The organism is Streptomyces sp. NBC_01571, from assembly GCF_026339875.1.
Classification (GTDB): Bacteria; Actinomycetota; Actinomycetes; order Streptomycetales; family Streptomycetaceae; genus Streptomyces.
This window is the reverse complement of the sequence record NZ_JAPEPZ010000001.1, coordinates 9,141,320-9,161,053: the sequence shown is the minus strand read 5'-3', so window position 1 is coordinate 9,161,053 and position 19,734 is coordinate 9,141,320. Positions and strand designations below refer to the sequence as shown.

General features: G+C 70.9%; 14 protein-coding genes and 1 pseudogene. 6 read left to right on the top strand and 9 right to left on the bottom strand.

Annotated elements, in window-relative coordinates; all coding sequences use genetic code 11:
• Positions 1-46: 46 nt before the first annotated feature.
• The 5 genes from OHB41_RS40925 to OHB41_RS40905 are packed head-to-tail and all read right to left on the bottom strand — an operon-like array spanning position 47 to position 7,415.
• Positions 47-2,152 carry an alpha-galactosidase gene (locus OHB41_RS40925; RefSeq protein WP_266704839.1) on the bottom strand — a complete coding sequence of 702 codons (2,106 nt, stop codon included), beginning with the start codon at positions 2,150-2,152 and terminating at the stop codon, positions 47-49.
• A complete protein-coding gene (locus OHB41_RS40920) occupies positions 2,149-3,006 on the bottom strand; it encodes a carbohydrate ABC transporter permease (protein WP_266704837.1) in 858 nt (285 codons plus the stop codon). Before OHB41_RS40920 ends, OHB41_RS40925 begins: the two co-directional genes overlap by 4 nt.
• Positions 3,006-3,944, bottom strand: coding sequence for a carbohydrate ABC transporter permease (locus tag OHB41_RS40915; protein ID WP_266704835.1), 939 nt, complete (start codon positions 3,942-3,944; stop codon positions 3,006-3,008). The genes OHB41_RS40920 and OHB41_RS40915 overlap by 1 nt, the downstream gene beginning before the upstream one ends.
• Position 3,945: 1 nt before the next feature.
• Positions 3,946-5,229, bottom strand: coding sequence for an ABC transporter substrate-binding protein (locus OHB41_RS40910; protein WP_266704833.1), 1,284 nt, complete (start codon positions 5,227-5,229; stop codon positions 3,946-3,948).
• A 35-nt stretch (positions 5,230-5,264) separates the two neighbouring features.
• Entirely contained in the window at positions 5,265-7,415 is a 2,151-nt protein-coding gene (locus OHB41_RS40905) for a DUF8189 domain-containing protein (RefSeq protein WP_526025015.1), read from the bottom strand.
• 281 nt (positions 7,416-7,696) lie between these two features.
• Between OHB41_RS40905 and OHB41_RS40900 the strand changes: the two genes are divergently transcribed.
• Positions 7,697-11,776, top strand: coding sequence for a discoidin domain-containing protein (locus OHB41_RS40900; RefSeq protein WP_266704831.1), 4,080 nt, complete (start codon positions 7,697-7,699; stop codon positions 11,774-11,776).
• A 360-nt stretch (positions 11,777-12,136) separates the two neighbouring features.
• Here OHB41_RS40900 and OHB41_RS40895 read toward each other — a convergent pair.
• Positions 12,137-12,298, bottom strand: a pseudogene (locus OHB41_RS40895) (SRPBCC family protein); the annotation flags it as partial.
• Between the two features lie 265 nt (positions 12,299-12,563).
• On the opposite strand from OHB41_RS40895, the gene OHB41_RS40890 reads away from it, so the two are divergent.
• Entirely contained in the window at positions 12,564-13,049 is a 486-nt protein-coding gene (locus OHB41_RS40890; RefSeq protein WP_266704829.1) for a MarR family winged helix-turn-helix transcriptional regulator, read from the top strand.
• A gap of 87 nt (positions 13,050-13,136) precedes the next feature.
• Here OHB41_RS40890 and wrbA read toward each other — a convergent pair whose 3' ends face one another.
• Positions 13,137-13,769 carry an NAD(P)H:quinone oxidoreductase gene (gene wrbA, locus OHB41_RS40885; RefSeq protein WP_266704827.1) on the bottom strand — a complete coding sequence of 211 codons (633 nt, stop codon included), beginning with the start codon at positions 13,767-13,769 and terminating at the stop codon, positions 13,137-13,139.
• Positions 13,770-13,932: 163 nt separating this feature from the next.
• On the opposite strand from wrbA, the gene OHB41_RS40880 reads away from it, so the two are divergent.
• On the top strand, positions 13,933-14,769 hold the full coding sequence (locus OHB41_RS40880) for an SAM-dependent methyltransferase (protein ID WP_266704825.1): 837 nt from the start codon (positions 13,933-13,935) through the stop codon (positions 14,767-14,769).
• Positions 14,770-15,263: 494 nt separating this feature from the next.
• A complete protein-coding gene (locus OHB41_RS40875; protein WP_266704823.1) occupies positions 15,264-16,082 on the top strand; it encodes a COG4705 family protein in 819 nt (272 codons plus the stop codon).
• A gap of 213 nt (positions 16,083-16,295) precedes the next feature.
• On the opposite strand, the gene OHB41_RS40870 is transcribed toward OHB41_RS40875, so the two are convergent.
• Entirely contained in the window at positions 16,296-17,549 is a 1,254-nt protein-coding gene (locus OHB41_RS40870) for an FAD-dependent oxidoreductase (protein ID WP_266704821.1), read from the bottom strand.
• Positions 17,550-17,587: 38 nt separating this feature from the next.
• A complete protein-coding gene (locus tag OHB41_RS40865; RefSeq protein ID WP_266704819.1) occupies positions 17,588-18,064 on the bottom strand; it encodes a MarR family winged helix-turn-helix transcriptional regulator in 477 nt (158 codons plus the stop codon).
• 63 nt (positions 18,065-18,127) lie between these two features.
• Here OHB41_RS40865 and OHB41_RS40860 point away from each other — a divergent pair, with 63 nt between their 5' ends.
• Together OHB41_RS40860 and OHB41_RS40855 are read left to right on the top strand one after the other, a co-directional pair.
• On the top strand, positions 18,128-18,778 hold the full coding sequence (locus tag OHB41_RS40860; protein ID WP_266704817.1) for a DUF3159 domain-containing protein: 651 nt from the start codon (positions 18,128-18,130) through the stop codon (positions 18,776-18,778).
• 228 nt (positions 18,779-19,006) lie between these two features.
• Positions 19,007-19,552, top strand: a complete 546-nt coding sequence (locus OHB41_RS40855) for a GNAT family N-acetyltransferase (RefSeq protein WP_266704815.1) — start codon at positions 19,007-19,009, stop codon at positions 19,550-19,552.
• The last annotated feature ends 182 nt before the right edge of the window (positions 19,553-19,734 follow it).

Here is a 19,734-nt window from a genome sequence, read left to right as displayed (position 1 = left end):
GGGGTCGGGCACGGAATGCGTGCCCACGGGGCGGGGTGGGTCGAACCTACGCCGGTCGCCGGCCCGGGTGGCGGGTCAGCACGACCAGTTCGGCGTCGTGACCGGCGGTCCAGGCGAACGGCAGTCCGTAGTGCAGGAGGTGGGCGCCGCCGTAGGTCGTGCCGGAGTCCTCGTCGCGGTAGCGGGCCTCCGGATCGAGGCCGCGCGGGCGCAGTCGGGCGGGTCGGCCCGGCACCAGGGGGGCGCCGTCCAGGCGGCCGGTGTTCAGGGCCGCGACGACGGTCCGGCCGTCCGCGCCGTCGTACTGGACTCCGCAGGTGGCGTCGTCCGGGCTGCCGAGCAGGTGGGTCTCACCGTGGTGGATCACGTCCCGTACGTCCTTGTAGCGGGCGATCCATCCGGCGGCCTCGGCGCGTTGCTCCGGGGACCAGGTGCGCAGGTCGGCGCCGATGCCGAGGACGCCGCACATCGCGGTGACGAAGCGGAAGGCGAGGCTGCGCGGGCGGGGGTCGAAGATTCCGGGGGCGTCGGTGACCCAGGAGCTCATCACGTGCGGGGCGTGGGCGTGCAGGAAGCCGTACTGGATGGCGAGCCGGTCCAGGGGCGCGGTGTTGTCGCTGGGCCAGACGACGTCGGTGCGGGCGAGGGTCGTGTGGTCGATCCGCCCTCCGCCGCCCGCGCAGCCCTCGACGGTCACGTGGGGATGGGCGGTGCGCAGGTGGTCGAGGACGCGCAGGTATCCGTGGACGTGGGCGGCGTCCAGGTCGAGGCGTTCGGCGGGGGTGGGGCCGGGGCGGCCGCGTTCGGTGGGCGGCCGGTTCATGTCCCACTTGAGGTAGTCGATCCGGTGCTCGGTGAGCAGTCGGTCCAGGGTGGCGACGACGAAGTCCTGCACGTCCGCGCGGCCGAGGTCCAGGAGCAGCTGGTTGCGGACCAGGCGGGCCGGGCGGCCGTCGATCCGGTAGGCCCAGTCGGGGTGTTCGGCCAGCAGCCGGCTGCCGGGGCTGACGGCCTCGGGCTCGATCCACAGGCCGAAGTCCATGCCGAGCGCGCGGACGTCCTCGACGAACCGGTCGAAGCCCCCCGGGAAGGCGGCCGGATCGGGATACCAGTCGCCGAGGCCGGCGGTGTCGTCCGCGCGGCCGGTGAACCAGCCGTCGTCCACGACGAACAGCTCTACGCCCAGGTCGGCGGCGGACTTGGCGAGTTCGAGCTGCCCGGCCGCGTCGACGTCGAAGCCGGTCGCCTCCCACGAGTTGTAGAGGACCTTGCGGGGGCGGTGCAGTCGCTCTCCGGTGAGGTGGCGCTCGTAGCGGTGCCAGACACGGGAGAGGCCGTCGAGCCCGTCCGCGCTGAACGCGCAGGCGAGACGTGGCGTGGTGAGTGTCGCGCCGGGGGCGAGGAGGACGGCGCCCTCGTGCGGCACGCGTCCGGCGCGGACCCGGACGGCGCCGCCGGGTTCGGCCTCCGTGGTGATGTGCCAGTTGCCGGCCCACTCCAGGGCGACGCCGTAGGCGGGCGCGTCGTTCGCGGCGAGGTCCTGGACGGCGAGCCAGGGCGCGTAGGCGTGCCCGGGAGTGCCCTGGGTGCTGCCCATGGTGAAGGTGCCCCGGGTGAGGGCGAGTTCGGTGTGCTGGAACTCCTGCGACCACTGGCCGGTGAGGTAGGTGAGCCGGGCGCCGGAGGTGACCGGCACGTTGACGGCGCCGGAGTCGAAGCGCTCCAGGCGCAGCTCCTCCGTGCCGGTGCAGGTGAGTTCGGTCCAGCGGTGCAGGACGTCGGTGCCCGGTACGACGGCGTAGCACAGGGTGGTGCGCAGGCCGAGGAGGTCGTCGGTGAAGGTCAGCCGGAGAGTGCCGGTGCCCTCCTGCGCTCCGGTGAATTCCCACCGGACGCCGCGTTCCTGTCCGGGGCGGCCTGCGATGAGGTCGGCACCGGTGAAGGGCCGCTGTCCGTGCGGCAGATACTCGGCGGGGGCGGCGTCGGCCGGGGTGACGAAGTGGGTGCGGTGCGACCAGTCGAGGGCGGAGGGCCCGTCCTCGGCTCCGTGCGGGCCCCAGGCGTCCAGTTCGGCCCAGGGTCCGTCCGGCGACAGCCGCACGGTGTAGCTGGTGTTCTCGGTGCGCAGGGTCCAGCGGTCGTACGGTGTCACTTCACTGCTCCGAGGTTGAGTCCGGCCACGAAGTGGCGCTGGAAACGGAGGAAGACGGCCACCGTCGGGGCGGCGGCGATGACGGAGCCGGCGGCGATCACGTTCCACATGGACACGTACTGCCCCTGGAGTCCGATGAGGGCCGCGGTGATGGGCATCTTGGTGTCGCTGCGCAGGACGGTGATCGCCCACAGCAGGTCGTTGAAGATCCAGGTGAAGGACAGGGCGCTGAGCGCGGCGAGGGCGGGCCGGGTGAGGGGGAGGATGATCCGCCAGAAGATCTGCCAGGGACCGGCGCCGTCGACGACCGCCGCCTGTTGGATCTCGACGGGGATGGACCGCATGAAGCCGTGCAGCACGAAGACGTAGAAGCCGACGCCGAAACCGATCTGCACACCGATCAGCGCGGGCAGGGTGTCGTACACGCCCATGAGTTCGCTGAGTTTGGAGACCGGGATCAGCAGGATCTGCGGGGGCAGCAGGTTGCCGCCGAGCATGAGCAGGAGCAGCGAGCGGCGGAAGGGCATCTCGTAGCGGCTGAGCCCGAACGCGGCCATCGCGGCCAGTGCGAGGGTCACCACGACGCAGGGGACGGTCACGAGCAGGCTGTTGATGAGGGCGCGCTGCTGGCCGCCGTCGACCCAGGCCTGCCGGAAGTTGCCGAGGGTGAAGGACCGGGGCCAACTGCCCAGCCCGTGCGCGGCGATGTCGTCGAAGGACCGCAGGCTGGTGACGAGGACCAGGAGGATCGGCAGCAGCCACAGCAGGGACAGGACCCCGGCACCGGCGTGGAATCCGGCGGTGGACAGGCGGCGCCGGCGCAGGGCGGCGTCGGAGCTGTGCGAGGTCGTCATCAGTCCGCCTCCCGGAAGGCGCGCACGAGGTAGGAGGCGATCACACCGAAGGCCAGCACGAAGATGACGACGGCCAGGGCGGAGCCGTAGCCGAGTCGCAGGGACTGGAAGGCGGCGGAGTACATGTAGGTGCTCAGCAGTTCCGAGGAGTGGTAGGGGCCGCCGCGGGTGAGGGACCACACCACGTCGAAGGAGCGCAGTGAGTCGATGACGATGACGGACAGGACCACCGCGTTGACGCTGCGGAGTTGGGGAAGCGTCACATGGCGGAAGGCCTGCCAGCGTCCGGCACCGTCGACCTTGGCCGCTTCGTACAGGGCCGGATCGATGCCCTTGAGTCCGGCCAGGTAGAGCACCATGACGTAGCCGATCTGGCGCCACAGGGCGGGCACGATGACGGCGTACAGGGCGGTGTCCTGGTCGGCGAGCCAGGCGTGCCGCAGGCTGCCGAGGCCGACCGACTGGAGGAGCTGGTTGAGGACGCCGTCGGGCTGGTAGATCGCCTGCCAGACGAGGGCGGTGGCGACCAGGGAGAACACCACCGGCAGGAACAGGGCGGCGCGGTAGAAGCCCACGCCGCGGCGTTCCTGCTGGAGCAGCAGGGCGGTGCCGAGGCCGAGCAGCGCGGACAGTCCGCCGAAGAGCAGCAGCCACAGTACGGTGTCGACGGCCGCGGTGCGGAAGACGTCGTCGTGCATCATCTCCCGGAAATTGGCGAGGCCGACGAAGCGCGGTGCGGAGACCCCGTCCCAGCTGGTGAGCGCCAGGTAGAAGCCCTGCAGGGCCGGCCAGAAGACCCAGAGTGCCTCGACGAGCAGCGGGACGAGGACGAACGCCAGGACCAGTGGAGGGGTGCGGCGCGGGCCCCCGGCCCTTCGGCCGCGGGGCGGCGTCGGGACCGGGGTCGTCTTGCGGGCGGCCGTGGTGAGGACGGCCACGTCACGCTCCCCAGATCTTCTGGGCGTCGCGCTGCCAGTCCGTGAGGATGCTGTTGATCTCCTTGGGTTTGGCGATGAACTTGGTCAGGGCGGTGTCGGCGGTGGGCTGAAGGGCGTCGCTGGAGTCACGGTTGAAGAACTGGGTGACCTCGGCGGCCTCCGCGACGTGCTTGCGGCCCTTGGTCACCAGCGGGGTGCCGGTGTCCTTGGCGTCGGGGTGGCACGGGAGTGCGGTGCCGGAGGAGCCCTTGAGGTAGATCTCCTGGGCCTCGGCGCCGGCCAGGAAACGCAGCAGGTCGAAGACCTGCTCGCGGTGGCCGGAGCGGGCGCTGGCGAAGTACCCGTCGGTGGGCGCCTCTTCGGCGAGCGGGATCTTGGGGTCGATGACGGGGAAGCGGAAGAAGTCGATGTCGTCCAGGGCGTCCTTCGGTGCCGCGTCGGCGAAGAACGTACCGATCAGCATCATTCCCGAACGGCCGTTGAGCAGGGCGGTGGTGGCGTCCTGGAAGGCGACGGCGGTGCCGTTCGGGTCGAAGTACGGGAGGACCTCCTTCCAGCGGTCGAAGACCTTGTGGACCTCCGGGTCGTCGAAGCGGTGCTTGCCGGCGAGGAGTTCGCGATGGTACTGGGCGCCGTTGATGCGGATGTCGAGGTAGTCGAACCAGGCGGAGGCGACCCAGGCGGTGTTGCCGCCCGCGCCGAGGCCGATCGGGGCGACGCCCTTGGACTTGAGCTTGTCGCACAGGTCGAGGAAGCCGTCCCAGTCGGTGGGCGGAGTCACGCCCCACTTCGCGAAGTTGGACTTGCGGTAGAACATGCCCCACCAGTAGTAGGTGGTCGGCACGAAGACCTTCTTGCCGCCGCTGGAGGTGCACAGCGTGTGCAGTGCCTTGGAGTAGCGCTGCAGGTCGGGCGAGGTCCACACCTCGTCCAGTCCGAGCAGGAGGTTCTTGCGGGCGTACGCGTCCGCGACCGAGCCGGGGTACCAGGTGTAGACGTCCGGCGGGTTGGCGGAGGTGAGGTACGTCGGCAGCTGGGTCCGGAACGTCTCGGCGGCGACGGTGTTGAGGTCGACGCCGCCCTTCTTCTTGTAGGCGGCGACCAGGTCCTGCATCGCGGCCTTGGCCTGCGGTGCGGAGAGGTTGGACTGCAGGGAGACCGCGCCCTTGGAGGAGGTCTTGGACGAGGACGAGGTGGAGGTCACGCAACCGCTGAGCAACGCCGCGGTTCCGGCCGCGCCGGCTCCGGCGAGGAAGCGCCGGCGGCTGGTCTGTGAGTGGGTCATGGAAGGCTCCTGCGAGGTCAGGACGGTTGGCTGATCTACTTGAACGCGGTGCGGTGCGCGGTGCCGTCGAGTCCGCGGTAGACCGCGTCGACCGTCCCGTTCGCACCAGCGACGGCTCCGAGCGCTCCGTCGAACGCGGCGCTGGGGAACTCCTGCCGCTTCGACCAGCCCTGCCAGGAGCCCGCCTCGTACCGCTGCTGCCAGAGGGTGTAGTCACCGGCTCGCGCGTACAGGAGCACCTGGTCCCCCACGGTGACGAGGGTGGGGCTGCCGCTGACCGTGCCGCCGAGCGCGCTCCAGTCCGACCACTGGCCCGAGGCGTCCCGGGAGAGGGTCCAGATGTCGTCCGACGCGGTCCGTACGGCGACGTGGACCCGGCCGGTGGAGTCGGCCGCCGCGGACGGCCTGCCGTACGTCACACGGCCGTCGGGGGTGCCGAGCGAGGTCCAGCCGGTGGACGGGCCGCGCTGTACGATCCGGCCCTCGCCGTCCCGGGCGACGAGCGTCCAGTGGGCGGGGTCGGTGAACGCCACCGACGGCGCGTCGCCGAGCCGTCCGCCGAGGCTCTGCCAGTCACCCCAGTGGCCGCCCGCGTAGATCCGCCGGTAGGCACGGGAGTCGGCGCCGCGCACGAACACGTCGATCCGTCCGTCGGCGGAGGCGTGGACGGCGGGCTGGCCGAGGATGCCGCCCTTCACCGGACCGCCGAGGTCCCGGGTGCGCGGTGCGCCGCGGCCGGTGTCCGTGTGCTGGACCAGCGAGCCGTGGGGTCCGCGCAGGAAGGTGTGCACGGTGTCGCCGGAGCGCGCGATCGCGGGGTCGGAGGTGGTCCGCTCCCCCAGGCCGGCGCCGGGCAGCGCGTCCGCGCCGGTGAGCTTGAGGAACGCGGTTCCGTGGGCGGGGACTTCGACCGTGTAGGAGTCGGTGTGGACGCCGCGGTCGGCGCGGGTGCGCAGGTCGCGCACGGCGACGGGTCCGCCGAGGGCGGTGTCGGCGAAGCGCACGGTGCGCTGGGCCGGCTTGTCGGACCGGTTGAGCAGGACGACCGCCCGCTCACCACGGCCCGAGAGGACCTTGCTGTACACGTCGCCGGTGTCGTCGGAGGCGACCCGGACGCCCTGGACGCCGAGGCGGTCCTGGTCGACGGCGATGATCTCCGGGTTGCGGAGGGTGGCCAGCATCGAGGGGTTCAGGGTGCGCGGGTCGGAGCCGAGGACGAGCGGGGAGGCCATCTCGGCCCACATCACGAACTGGGTGGTGGACTCCTCCTCGGTCAGCTCCGGTGTCCCGTCGGACATCGGGCGCATGGGGATGAGGTAGTCGGGGTCGTTCCAGTGGCCGGGGCCCTGTGCCTCGGGGTGCCAGGCGTTGGCGTCCATGTTGCGCAGGATGTTGGGCCACTCGCCCGGGGTCGGCGTGCCCCAGGCGATGTCGGTGCCGGTGCGCCAGGAGTCGGCGATGGCCGGGGCGTACACGAACGTGTTGTGGGCGTCCTGCTCGGGGGTGTGCGGCAGGCCCCAGTCGTCCGTGAGCGGGTTGCACAGGTTCAGCAGCATACGGCGGCCGGACTTCGCCACCGCGTCGCTGAGTTCCTTGTACGCGGGCCCCGGATCGAGCTTCGCGCCGATGCCGCACAGGAAGTCGACCTTGATGGCGTCGATCTTCCAGCCGGCGAACTGCCGCGCGTCGGCGTCGTAGTGGCCGCGGCTGCCCAGTCCGCAGCTCTTCCCGCCGTCGTAGGTGCCGGCGTCGGTGTAGATGCCCGCCCGCAGACCGCGCTGGTGCAGGTACGAGACGAGGGCGGGGATGCCTGAGGGGAAGCGCTCGGGGTTGGCGACCAACCGGCCCTGCGCGTCGCGCGGGTTGTCGGCCTGCCAGCCGCCGTCGAGCCAGACGATGTCGTAGCCGCTGTCGCGCAGACCGCTGCTGACCAGCTTGTCGGCGACGGAGCGGACCTCCTTCTCGGTGGGCGCGCCCAGGCCGTAGTAGGTGTTCCAGCCCATGTAGGGGGTCGGGGCGAGTCCGCTGTCGTACGAGGCGGTCGCGCCGTGGTCCTGCGGGACGGAGGCGGAGGCTGAGGCGGTGGGGGCCGTGGTCGCCGCGGCGACCACCATGGCGGCGGTGGCGACACTACGGCGGGTGAGGCGGCGGAGTCCGGGCCTCGGTGCGGGTGCTTGCGAAGTCACGTGCCACTCCCGGTGGTTGGGAAGCAGTAGGGGCGTGACGCGGGCCGCACTGGGCCGGGGGCCTCGGCGTCACGGCGACGACTTTGGCCCGCGGCCGAAACCTTGTCAATATTAATTCCTAATTTAATAGAAGCCGTGGTCCGTCACCCGCCGGAAACCTTGACAGGGCGCGTACGCCGGGGCAGTGTTCGGCAACGTTGTCATGGGCGTTGGCAACGTTGTCACCCTTCACCGAGTCGAGCGCCCGGTTCTTTCGACATCCCTGATCGGAGCCAAGGTTCATGTCGAATCAGTCCTCCCCTCCTTCCCGGCGTGCCGTTCTCTCGGCCGGTTCCACCCTGCTCGCCGGATTCGGCGTCGGCATGGCCCTGCCCGCGTCCGCCGCGGCGGCCGCCACCGGTCGGCCGGGCGCTGTTTCCAGCCGGGGTGAACTCGCGGCGAACCGACCGGTGCAGGTGTCCTCCACCGACTACGCCCCCACTCCGGCCGAGTTCGCCGTAGACGGCCTGACCGGTGTCGGTGTGAGGAACTCGGGCTGGCGCGCCGCGGCCGGCGACCCGCAGTGGATCTCCGTCGACCTCCAGGCGCTGTGCGAGGTGGAGTCGCTGCGGCTCACCTTCGAGGCCACACTCGACGATCCCCCGTACGTGGACTCCACCAGTGGCAACCCCCGGCTGGACACCACCGGCAAGGAGATCCTGTCCAGTTGCGCGACCGACTTCGTCGTCGAGACCTCGCGTGACAACCACACCTGGACCGCCGCGTTCCGCACCGACTCGGGCAAGGGCGGGGTGATGGAGATCCCGTTCCAGAAGCCCGTCACCGCCCGCTGGGTGCGCATGACCGTCAACAAGCGGTCCAACACGAACCCCGTCGGCCTCAACGGCCTGCAGGTGTACGGGACCTGCCGCACCTCGCGCCCGTCGGTGACCGGCTGGACCGACTGGGGCACCCACCACCGCACGCCCCCGGCGCTGCGGGCCGGTGCGGACGGCACCGTGGTGCTGGAGTCCGGCTGGGACCTGACGATGGACGACTGGGCGGGCAAGGGCGGCGCGGAACTGTCCAAGCCCTCGGTGGACACCAGCGGTTGGCTGCCCGCGACGGTCCCCGGCACCGTCCTGACCTCTCTCGTGGACCGCGGTCACCTGCCCGACCCGGTCGCCGGGATGAACAACCTGCACGTCCCCGAGGCCCTCTCCCGCCACTCCTGGTGGTACCGCCGCGCGTTCAAGCTGCCCAAGGGCCTGCGCACGGGGGCCGGCCGGCACGTCTGGCTGGAGTTCGACGGCGTCAACCACGAGGCCGAGGTGTGGCTCAACGGCTCCACCGTGGGTACCGTCACGAGCCCGTTCGCCCGGGGCGCCTTCGATGTGACGAAGCTGCTCGAGGACGGCGACCAGGCCGTCGCCGTGAAGATCAGTCCGATGCCGGTTCCCGGCAGTCCGGGTGACAAGGGCCCGCAGGGACTCGCCTTCGTCGACGCCGGCGCGAACACCATGAACCGCAACTCGCCCACCTACCTGGCCTCTTCCGGGTGGGACTGGATGCCCGCGGTGCGCGACCGCGCGGCCGGTATCTGGAACCACGTACGCCTGCGCTCCACCGGGGCGGCGGTCATCGGCGATCCGCGCGTGGACTCGCGGCTGCCGGACCTCCCGGACACGCGGACGGCCGAGCTGACGATCACCGTGCCGGTGCGCAACGCCGACACGGTCAGCAGACGGGTCACCGTCTCGGCCGCCTTCGACGACGTACGGGTGACCAGGACGGTCACGGTCCCCGGCGGTCAGAGCGCCGACGTCGTCTTCAGCCCGGCGGACTACTCCCGACTCCGGCTGCGCGACCCGAAGTTGTGGTGGCCCAACGGCTACGGCGAGGCGGCGCTGCACAGGCTGACGCTGGCCGCCTCGGTCGACGGCGAGGAGAGCGACCGGCGCACCACACGGTTCGGCATCCGCCAGTTCGGCTACGAGTACCAGGTGCCGCTGGTCTTCCAGACCGGCAGTGACTCGTACGCGCAGACGGTCGACCTCACCCGCCAGAAGGCCCGGTACGTGCGCATCGCGTGCCACACCCGCGCCACGGACTGGGGTTCCTCCCTGTGGAGCCTGAGCGTCGCCGACAGCGCGGCGCCCGACACCGACCTCGCACTGCACAAGCCGGCCACCGCGTCCACGGTCGACACCGACTCCAACGGCGCCGGCAACGTCACGGACGGGGACCCCGGCACCCGCTGGTCCTCCGCGTTCCAGGACGAGCAGTGGGTCCAGGTCGACCTGGGCTCCTCCCTCTCGTTCGACCGCGTGGTCCTCACCTGGGAGCAGGCGTACGCGAAGACGTACACCGTCCAGGTGTCGGACGACGGCGACCGGTGGACCGACGCGAAGGCCGTGGACAACACGGCGGTTCCGCTGCCGTTCCACACGTCGGGTTCGGCGAGCCTGCAGAACGTGGACTTCGCGGCACGGACCGCGCGCTACGTGCGGGTCTTCTGCCATACGCGGGCCAGTAGTTGGGGTTCGTCGATGTGGGGACTTTCGGTCGTGGACAGCGCCGCCGCGGACACCGACCTCGCCCTGCGCAAGAAGGCCACCGCGTCCTCCGTCGAGCAGGACTCCAACGGGCCCACGAACGCCGTGGACGGCAACCCCAACACCCGTTGGGCCTCGGCCTACGAGGACGAGCAGTGGATCCAGGTCGACCTCGGCTCGCCGGTGCGTTTCGACCGGGTCGCGATCACCTGGGAGCAGGCGTACGCGAAGACGTACACCATCCAGGTGTCGGACGACGGCGACCAGTGGACGGACGTCACCTCCGTCGACAACTCCATCGACCCGCTCAAGATCAGTGTCAACGGCGTCCGGGTCTTCTGCCGCGGCGGCAACTGGGGCTGGGACGAACTGCTGCGCCGGATGCCCGCCGAGCGGATGGACGCGGCCGTCCGGATGCACCGCGACATGAACTTCACCATGATCCGCAACTGGGTCGGGTGCAGCAACCGCGAGGAGTTCTTCGCGAGTTGCGACGAGCACGGGCTGCTCGTGTGGAACGACTTCCCCAACGCGTGGGGCATGGACCCGCCCGACCACCAGCTGTTCCTCGACGCCGCGCAGGACACCGTGCGGCGCTATCGCATCCACCCCTGTGTCGTGGTGTGGTGCGGCGCCAACGAGGGCAACCCTCCGGGTGCGGTCGACGACGGCATGCGCAAGGCGGTGCGGGCCGAGGCGCCGGACGTGCTGTACCAGAACAACTCGGCCGGCGGCATCGTGACGGGCGGCGGCCCCTACGGCTGGGTGGAGCCCGAGCGCTACTACTCGCCCAGTACCTACGGCAGCGGCGACTTCGGTTTCCACACCGAGATAGGCATGCCCGTACTGCCGACGGCGGAGACCATGCGCCGGCTCGTCGGCGACGAGCCCGAGTGGCCCGTGGGCGGCGCCTGGTACCTCCACGACTGGAGCACGCGGGGCAACCAGGCCCCGCAGAACTACATGGCGGCCGTCGAGGAGAGGCTCGGCAAGGCCAAGGACCTCGACGACTTCTGCCGCAAGGCGCAGTTCGTCAACTACGAGAACTTCCGGGCCATGTTCGAGGCCTGGAACGCGAAGTTGTGGGACGACGCGACCGGTCTGATGCTGTGGATGTCGCACCCCGCCTGGTACAGCACCGTCTGGCAGACGTACGACTACGACTTCGACGTCAACGGCGCCTACTACGGGGCCCGCAAGGCCAACGAGGCCCTGCATGTGCAGGCCGATCCGGACGGCCGGGTGATCGCGGTCAACCACACCCCGGACCGGGTCCGTCGCGCCACGGTCACCGCGAAGTTCCTCGACCTGTCGGGGCGCGAAGTGGCCGCGCAACGGCGGAAGTCCGTCGACATCGCTCCGTCTGCCACGGCGGACGCGTTCACCGCCGGCTGGACGGACGACCTGCCCGATCTCCATCTGCTGCGGCTGCGGCTGGAGGACTCGGGCGGCAGGCTGCTGGCCGAGAACACCTACTGGCGTCATCGCAACGCCCAGGCCATGCAGGCGCTGAACCGTGCCGACCGGACGAGGCTGTCCGCCGAGGTGACCGGCACGGACCGCTCGGGCGACCGCGGCGAACTCACCGCGCGGCTGCGCAACAAGGGCGGGTCGGTGGCGGCGATGGTCCGCGTCTCGCTCGTCGACCCGGCGACCGGTGAGCGGGTGCTGCCGACTCTGTACAGCGACAACTACCTGTGGCTGCTGCCCGGCGAGTCCCGCACCCTCACCTTGTCCTGGCCCGCCGGGGCACTCCGTTCGGGCAGGCCGAAACTGCGGGTCGAGGCCTACAACGCGCCGGCGGTGACCGCGGTGGCACAGCACTGATCGAGCCGGCTCGCCCGCGGCCCCTGTGTGCGGGGCCGTGGACGAGCCGAGGACGGCCGGTCATGGTGCTCCGTCGGCGTAGGGGGACACCACGACCGGCATCCTGCCGTGGTCCGCGCCCGCCGCGTGGGCCGGGAAAATCGCTGTCCGGTTGCCGGGGCACGGGGGCGACGGGCTCCTGCGCCGGGCGGCGTTCGCCGGCATCGACGGCCCGTCCTACCGGCTCCGCGGCTACGTCCTGCCGATCGAGCACCGGCCGGAGCACAGTCGGTCAGTTCCTGTCGCCGTCCAGCATCGCGTACATGAACATGTCCCGCCGTTCGTCGCCCACCTGCTGCCAGCTGCGCAGCAAGCCCTCACGCCGGGAAGTTGCAATTGCCAGGCGAAACGACGTCCGTCCAGCCTGTCGACTCGGCGTACATGGCTCAGAAAACTCGGCCACCGGGTGACATCGCTCCAGAGCGCCCACGCGACGGGAACAGGAGCTTGAATGTCGACCGTTTCGACCAGAGAGGCGGACAATTGATGACTCCTCGGCGAGATTGGGGCATCGGAAGGTTCAGTAGCCACTCGGTACCCGTAAGAGGACTGTGTATGCGACCGCGCGGGCTACCGGGCCCTGCTCGCCGCAGTACCGCGAGGAGTCGGCGAGGACGCCCTTGTTCTCCTCCTTGGCACAGGCGAAGCGGGAGGTGCGGGGGTTCCTTCGGCGGCAGCTGACAGCATCCCCATTTGATTTCAAACGATACGGTATCGATTGATTCGACTGTCTGGTAATGTCCGTCTCATGACCGTCGACACCCCGTCCGAGAAGACGCCCGCGCGAGCCACGGACCGCCCTGGGGACGCCTCGCCGTTCGCGCTCGGGCTGCTGCTGCGCCGGGCGCACCGGCGTGCGGCCTCGGTGATGGCGGAGGCGCTGCGGCCCCTCGGGATCGAGCTGCGGCACTTCGGGGTGCTGATCCTGCTGGCCGACCGCGGCCCGACCGTGCAGCGGGACCTGGTCCAGGCGACGGGGTCGGACAAGGCGGGGATCATGCGCGTCGTGGACGACCTGGAGAGCAAGGGGCTGGCCGTGCGCAAGGCCGTCCCAGGGGACCGGCGGGTGCGGGTCGTGGAGATCACGCAGAAGGGCCTGGAGCTCTTCGACCAGGCCCATGCGGCGGCCGAGCCGCTGGCCGAGCGCCTGGTCGCGCACCTGGGAGCGGGTGAGCCCGAGCAGTTGACGGACCTGCTCAACCGGTTCACCCACCCGGACGACAGCGAGGAGTGAGCGCGTCCGCGCGGGCCGTCGACCGTGCGGACAGACGTCGTGGGGACGGACGCCGTTCGGACCAACGCCGTGCGGGCAGGCGTCGTTTCACTTCGCTTTTGCCGCGAAGCCGGCCTTGAGGGCGGCGGCCGTCTCCGCCCCACGCCGGCCCTGGGCACGGGCGGCTGTCAGGGATTCCTCACCGACGGCGATGGAGCCGTCCTCGCCGGTGACATGACCGGTCCCGTACGGGTTGCCGGGGCCGTCGATCACATGGTTCTTGTAGCCGGGCGGGACGATGATGCCGCCGAAGTGGTAGACGGAGTTGTAGAGCGCCAGCAGGGTGGATTCCTGGCCACCATGGCGTGAGGCGGTCGAGGTGAAGCCGCTGTAGACCTTGTCCGCCAGCAGATCCTGGTGCCAGAGCCCGGACAGGGTGTCCATGAACGCCTTGAGCTGGGCGGCGACGTTGCCGAAGCGGGACGGTGTGCCGAAGACAATGGCGTCCGCCCACAGCAGGTCCTCGGGCGTGGCCACGGGGATGTGTCCGGTGGCGGAAAGGTGGTCCACCCAGGCACCATTGCGCGCCACGGCCTGGGCGGGTGCCGTCTCCATGACGCGCCGCAGGCGGACCTGGGCCCCCGCGTCGGCGGCGCCGGCGCCTATTTCGTTGGCCAGCGTGAAGATCGTTCCCGTTGCGGAGTAGTAGACGACGGCGACGTTCGCGGTCGGTTCCGGCATGAGTCTCACCTTCCCAGCGGTGCGCGGGGCGCGTCGGCAGTAGGCGTATCTCGCGAGACGGTATTGAATGATACCGTTTCTATCGTAACAGAAGGTTGGCGCCGCGGAACGGGACGGCCACGCCGTGCTCCCCCGCCGCGCCTCGGATCCCGAGGTGGTTCACATGGAACGGGACGTCTCCGGCATCGACGCGATCGGCCGTACCGCGTTCGCGGTCGCCACTCTGCGCGCCGCCGAACACCGCACTCCGGAAAGCCTGTTCACCGATCCGTACGCCGAGCGCTTCCTGCGGGCGGCCGGGGACGTCCTGGGCCCGCGGCATCGGGCCCAGGCCTTCGTCGCGGTCATGCGGACCCAGGCCGTCGTGCGGACCCGGTTCTTCGACGACCACCTCCGCTCGGCGGCCGAGCGGGGATGCCGTCAGGTCGTCCTGCTGGCGTCCGGTATGGACAGCCGCCCCTGGCGGCTGGAATGGCCCGCGGGCACCACCGTCTTCGACGTCGACCAGGAACCGGTGCTGCGGTTCAAGAACACGGTGATGGAGGACCACGCGGGCCCGGACACAGCCACCCGCCGCGCGGTGCCCGCCGATCTGCGCAAGGGCTGGGCCGCCCGCTTACGCTCCGAGGGGTTTCGCGACGACCTGCCCACGGCCTGGCTCATCGAGGGTCTCCTCTACTCGCTCGACGAGCAGGCCTCCGACCGGCTGCTAGCCACCGTGAGCGGACTGAGCTCGCCGGGCAGCACCCTCGCCTTCGACCACTTCGAGGTCGGACCGTCCCTGCGCGCCGCCACCGACCGCATCAGCCCCGGCCTGACCCGGTTGTGGCAGACCGGCCCCACCGATCCCGCCGCCTGGCTGCACCGTCACGGATGGCAGCCCGACCTGCACGAACTCGTCGACGTGGCCGCCCGCTTCGGTCGCACGCCCCATCCCGCCTACGTCCCCGGGCCGCAGGCCGAGGGCCGCTCCTGGCTGGCCGCGGCGACGCTCGCGTGACACCGCCACCGGCCGAACCGGCGGCCGGACCGGCCACCCGAGCCGCACCGTCGCACTCTTCGAGGAGCTGATTCACCGTGAGCGAGCCCGAGTTCATCACCCACCCCGACGGCGTCCACCAGCTTCCCGGGCATGTCCTGCCGCACCCGGTCGTCACGGGCGGCACCGTCTGCGTTCGAGCTGCCTGAGCTTCCGCGGCAGGCCTACTGGCAGCAACCCCCGAGCACAGCACCCGGAGGGACGGCGGCACGCGTTCGGGCGCCTAGGGACCCGGGCGGACGGCCAGCTCCGCTTCGCCTGCCGGGCACCCCTCCACCGTCCCTCTGTCGGGTGGATTCATGGGGTCGAGCGGGGTCGAGCGCCTCCCGTCGGGGACCCATGAACCGGCGGCGGCGCGTGCCGTCCGCCACGAAGGGGTGGTTTGGATGAGTTCAGCCGAACCGTGTCGGGGACCGACGGACGTCGACTCCCCCGGACGCGACAGGAGCACTCTCGTGACGTCGACGCATTCGGTGATGAAGAAGCTGCCTGAGGTCACTCTGGCGTTCTGGATCATGAAGATCGCCGCGACGACTCTGGGTGAGACGGCGGGCGACCTGTTCGCCCAGACCCTCGGGGTCGGCTACTTCGTGACCACGGTCGCCCTGTTCCTGATGTTCGTGGTGACGCTGGTCGTCCAGCTCAGGTCCCGTCGCTACAACCCGTTCTTCTACTGGACCGTGATCCTGTCGACCAGCATGGCCGGCACCACGATGTCCGACTTCATGAACCGCGACGCCAGCGCCAAGTACCTCTCGGACGGGGCGACATCGCTCGGCTGGGGCCCGCAGGGTCTCGGGCTGGGCTACCCCGAAGGCGCCGCCATCCTGATCTCTGTCCTTCTCGCGATCTTCCTCGCCTGGAAACTGAGCGGGATGACGTTCCAGATCCGCGACATCGTGACCTTCCGCGGTGAGGCCCTGTTCTGGTCGGCGATCCTCGTCTCGAACACGCTCGGTACCTCCATGGGCGACTTCCTCTCCGACAGCTCCGGCCTCGGCTACCTCGGCGGGGCACTGCTCGTCTCCGGGCTGCTGGCGGTACTCGTCGCGCTGATGTGGGTCCCGGCGGTGCCGAACGTCCTGCTGTTCTGGATCGCCTTCGTGCTCACCCGGCCCCTGGGCGCCACCGCCGGTGACCTGCTCACCAAGCCGCACGCCAAGGGCGGACTCGACCTCGGCACCGCCGGTTCGTCCGCGGTGCTGCTCGCCACCCTGTTCGGCCTCACGGCCTACGCCCACGTTCAGGAACGCCGCACGGCGGTGCCGGCCTGACGGCCGGAACCGTCCGGGAACGGGCGACAGGCGGTGAGTCCGTCCCCTTGCACGTCTCCGCAGCCCAGGAGGATGCCGACGTGCTGGGGGCTGTCGGGGAAGGTGCCGTCTCCGGGGATGGTGCGGACGAGCCGGCCCCATCGTGCGCGTTACAACGCCGGCACCGGTTCGCAGTCGTCCGAGCAGGCGCCGTCGCGGACGTGGCCTGACCCCTTAGGGCGTGTGCGTGTTCGGCCTTCCATCGGCCCGGGTCGTCGGGGACGGGCGGAGCGCGGGAAAGATGCGCCGCTTGACCATGGGCACCGCTTCCGCCACCCGCAGAAGGGTACGGAAGGCGGTGCGCGGCAGCCGCTTGGTGGTGGCGGCGCCGAGGGCGTTGCGGGTGGAGAGGGCCAGCGCGGCGTTGGCGTAGTCGCGCATCGCGCTCTCGTAGCGGCCGACCCGGGCGAGAAGGGGCCCCGGGCCCAGCAGGGCGCGGCGCAGCTCGTCGGCGTCCCGCAGAGCGGTGTTGGCGCCGATGCCTGCCATGGGTGTCATGTTGTGGATAGCGTCTCCGAGCAGCGTGACAGCGCTGGGTTCCCACGGACCGAGGGCGGGCATGGTGCGCAGCGGGATCGCCGCGATCGTGTCGGGCTCGGTGGCGGTGACCAGACGGTTGAGCGCCGCTGCCCAGTGCGCGGTCCGCCCGGCGACGTGGTCGCGCAGCGCGGTCCGGTCCATCGCGGCCGGGTCCGCGGGATACGTCTTCCGGCTCTCGGCCCACGCCCAGACCAGGTAGCGGCCGGAAGCGGGAGCGTCCCAGGTGGACAGGAACATCCAGCCGGGGCCCGTCGGCACCACGTTGTTCACCGAACCATCGGTCAGCCCGGCGGGGATCTCGGCCATCAGCGGCTCGGTCAGCGTCACCCGGCCGGACACGTTCACGATGCCCAGGTCCTCGCGCTCCAGGCCCGGCAGACGCAGCGCCCGAAGGCGGGAGTTGCTGCCGTCCGCGGCCACGAGCAGATCCCCTTCGAAGACCTGACCGCCCGCGCAGGTGACCCGTACCCCGTCCGGGGTCCGCCGGTAACCGGTGACCTCGGTGTTCCACAGCACCGCGTCGGCGGGCAGCCCCACCAGCAGGGCCTCTCGCAGCGCGTCCCGGGCCACCGCCCGGCGTCGCAGATCCGCGTCGACCGCCCCGTGCGCCTCGTTGTCGCGCACGGCCAGCACGCCCAGGTCCTGGTCGTGGAACTGGATCCTGTCCGGCGCCGGAACCGAGGTCTCCACCAGTCGCTGCCACGCCCTGTCCGGCAGACAGGCGTTCAAGGCGCGCATCCCGTCGGTGTTCAGGTGGATGCCGTAGGTGGCCGGCTGTTCCCCGCCGTGGCCGCGACGTTCGAGGACGACGGCCTCGATCCCGGCCCGGCGCAGCCCCTGGACCAGGCACAGTCCTCCCGGTCCGGCGCCGGCGATCAGAACACGCATCACAACTCTCCTGTTCAACTCGTAGGGCCTGAAGGGAGTCAGGCACGGCCGGGATAGACGAACCGCGTCAGCAGGTCCACGAGCCGATCGGTCTCGCCCGGCAGCAGATGGGCGACCAGGCCGTCGATGACAGGCGCGACGTCCCTGTGCGCCTGGTCGAAGACCGCGTGGCCGCGCTCCGTCACGGCGACGATCCGCACCCGCCGGTCCGCGAGGAGAGTCCCCCGCGTCACCAGGAGCCCGCTCTCCAGGTCATCGACCACACGGACCATCGTGGCCCGGTCGCTGCCGGTGGCCTCCACCAGCGCGCTCTGGCTCATCGCCCCCCTGTCGCACAGGGCGATCAGGACGGCCAAGTGCCGCGTCTCCAGTCCCAGCGGCCGCAGGACGCCGGCCACCGCGGCCAACGCCCGGTCGTGGGCGCGCCGCAACAGCAGCCCCAGCGCGAAGGCCGACCGATCATCCGGGCCGTCGGTCGCCCGGGGGCTCGGCCATGCCTCAGCAGCGTTCGTCATACCTGTGACCGTATCATCTGAAACTAAATTGTCAGATACCATTTCACATGCAACGATTGCTCCATGGGTACCGCCGACACGCCTACGACCTCCCCGGCCGACACACGGCGGAGGCCCGCGCCGTCCCGCCGAGCGGGACGGGCCGCGAAACTCTCCGGCGCGCTGGTCACCGCCGCGCCCACGGTCGCGTTCCTCGGGGCCGACGCCGCCGTCTCCCTCGACGCCGGCCTCGTCGCGGCCGGCGCCACCGCGAGCGCCGCGTTCGCCTGGCGCCTGCTGCGCAAGGAGAAGCTGCGCCAGGCACTCGTCGGACTGCTCGTCGTCGGCGTCTGCGCGGGTGCGGCGGCCTTCACCGGCGAGGCACGCGGGTTCTTCCTGCTGCCCGCCCTGATCCCCTTCGTGGTCCTGGCCGTCTGCCTGGGCAGCATCCTGATCGGCCGGCCCCTGACCGGAGTGATCCTCAACCGGGTCAGCGGGGGTCACCCGAACTGGCGCGACGTACCACGGCTGCGCCGCGTCTACCGCAACTCCACATGGGTGTGCGTCGCCGTGAACGTCGTCAACGCCGCCCTCCAGGTCACCTACTACCGCGACGACGAACCCCTCGTCCTGGGCGTGGTCCACATCGCCACCGGACCGGTCTTCGCCGTCATCATCGCCGCCACCATCGCCTTCGCCCGCCGGGCCGTGCCCGCGCGCGGCCCCGCGGCATGAACGACCCGTGCCGTACGGCGTCACCGGACCGTTCTCGCACTCCAGGACAGCGATCTGGCCTTCTTCTGGGAGCAGTTGACCGACCCGGCGTCGCAGCGGACGGCCGCTGCGACCAGGAAGTATCACTGAACTGAGCGGAACCCCGGCCCAGGAGCGGCTCATCGGCCCGTACGCGGCGGTGCGGGCGCATGAGACCGGGCGGCGGCCGGATTGCCTATATTCGTGTTCATGCCCGAGATGCAGCTGCTCCGTCCGGACCACGCCCCCGCGCTGCTCGCCTTCGAGCTGGAGAACCGGGCCTACTTCGCCGCGTCCATCCCTGACCGGGGCGATGACTACTTCACCTGCTTCGACGAACGGCACCGCGCCCTGCTCGCCGAGCAGGAGGCCGGTGTCTGTTACTTCCACGTGCTGGTCGGCGCCGGGGGCGAGGTGCTGGGGCGGGTCAATCTCGTGGACGTGGCGGACGGCGGCGCCGAACTCGGGTATCGGATCGCGGAGCGTGCCGCGGGCCGGGGGCTGGCCACCCGGACCGTGCGGGAGCTGTGCGCTCTCGCCGCCCGCGGCTACGGGCTGACCGTCCTGCGTGCCGCTGCCACGCTCGACAACGCGGCGTCACGGACGGTACTGGCCCGCTCGGGGTTCGCCGTCGTCGGCGAGACGCAACTGTCCGGTCGCCCTGGTCTGTCGTATCTCCGCGACCTGCGTGAACTCCGCGACGCCACCGCCCCGCCCGACGCGCCGGCCACTCGCGGGACGACTCCTGGATCTTGATCGTCCGATGTGACGGCTCGAAAGCCTCGGGTCCGGACGGCCGTGCTCCCCCGGCACCTCCGTCGCGACAGACGCCGTGACCTGGCCCGGGTGTCCTGGCGCAGCTCCGCACGGTGCCGTCCGGAGCTGCGCCTCCGCGCGGACCGCCGGGCCTCTCGGTGGCGGTGCGGGCGCAGGCATGG

Excerpts from the sequence above, each read along its gene's own strand:
- wrbA (WP_266704827.1), bottom strand. The coding sequence starts at position 13,769 with ATGCCGGAACCGACCGCGAACGTCGCCGTCGTCTACTACTCCGCAACG.
- OHB41_RS40920 (WP_266704837.1), bottom strand. The coding sequence starts at position 3,006 with ATGACGACCTCGCACAGCTCCGACGCCGCCCTGCGCCGGCGCCGCCTG.
- OHB41_RS40855 (WP_266704815.1), top strand. The coding sequence starts at position 19,007 with ATGCCCGAGATGCAGCTGCTCCGTCCGGACCACGCCCCCGCGCTGCTC.
- OHB41_RS40870 (WP_266704821.1), bottom strand. The coding sequence starts at position 17,549 with ATGCGTGTTCTGATCGCCGGCGCCGGACCGGGAGGACTGTGCCTGGTC.
- OHB41_RS40880 (WP_266704825.1), top strand. The coding sequence starts at position 13,933 with ATGGAACGGGACGTCTCCGGCATCGACGCGATCGGCCGTACCGCGTTC.
- OHB41_RS40910 (WP_266704833.1), bottom strand. The coding sequence starts at position 5,229 with ATGACCCACTCACAGACCAGCCGCCGGCGCTTCCTCGCCGGAGCCGGC.
- OHB41_RS40860 (WP_266704817.1), top strand. The coding sequence starts at position 18,128 with ATGGGTACCGCCGACACGCCTACGACCTCCCCGGCCGACACACGGCGG.
- OHB41_RS40900 (WP_266704831.1), top strand. The coding sequence starts at position 7,697 with ATGTCGAATCAGTCCTCCCCTCCTTCCCGGCGTGCCGTTCTCTCGGCC.
- OHB41_RS40865 (WP_266704819.1), bottom strand. The coding sequence starts at position 18,064 with ATGACGAACGCTGCTGAGGCATGGCCGAGCCCCCGGGCGACCGACGGC.
- OHB41_RS40890 (WP_266704829.1), top strand. The coding sequence starts at position 12,564 with ATGACCGTCGACACCCCGTCCGAGAAGACGCCCGCGCGAGCCACGGAC.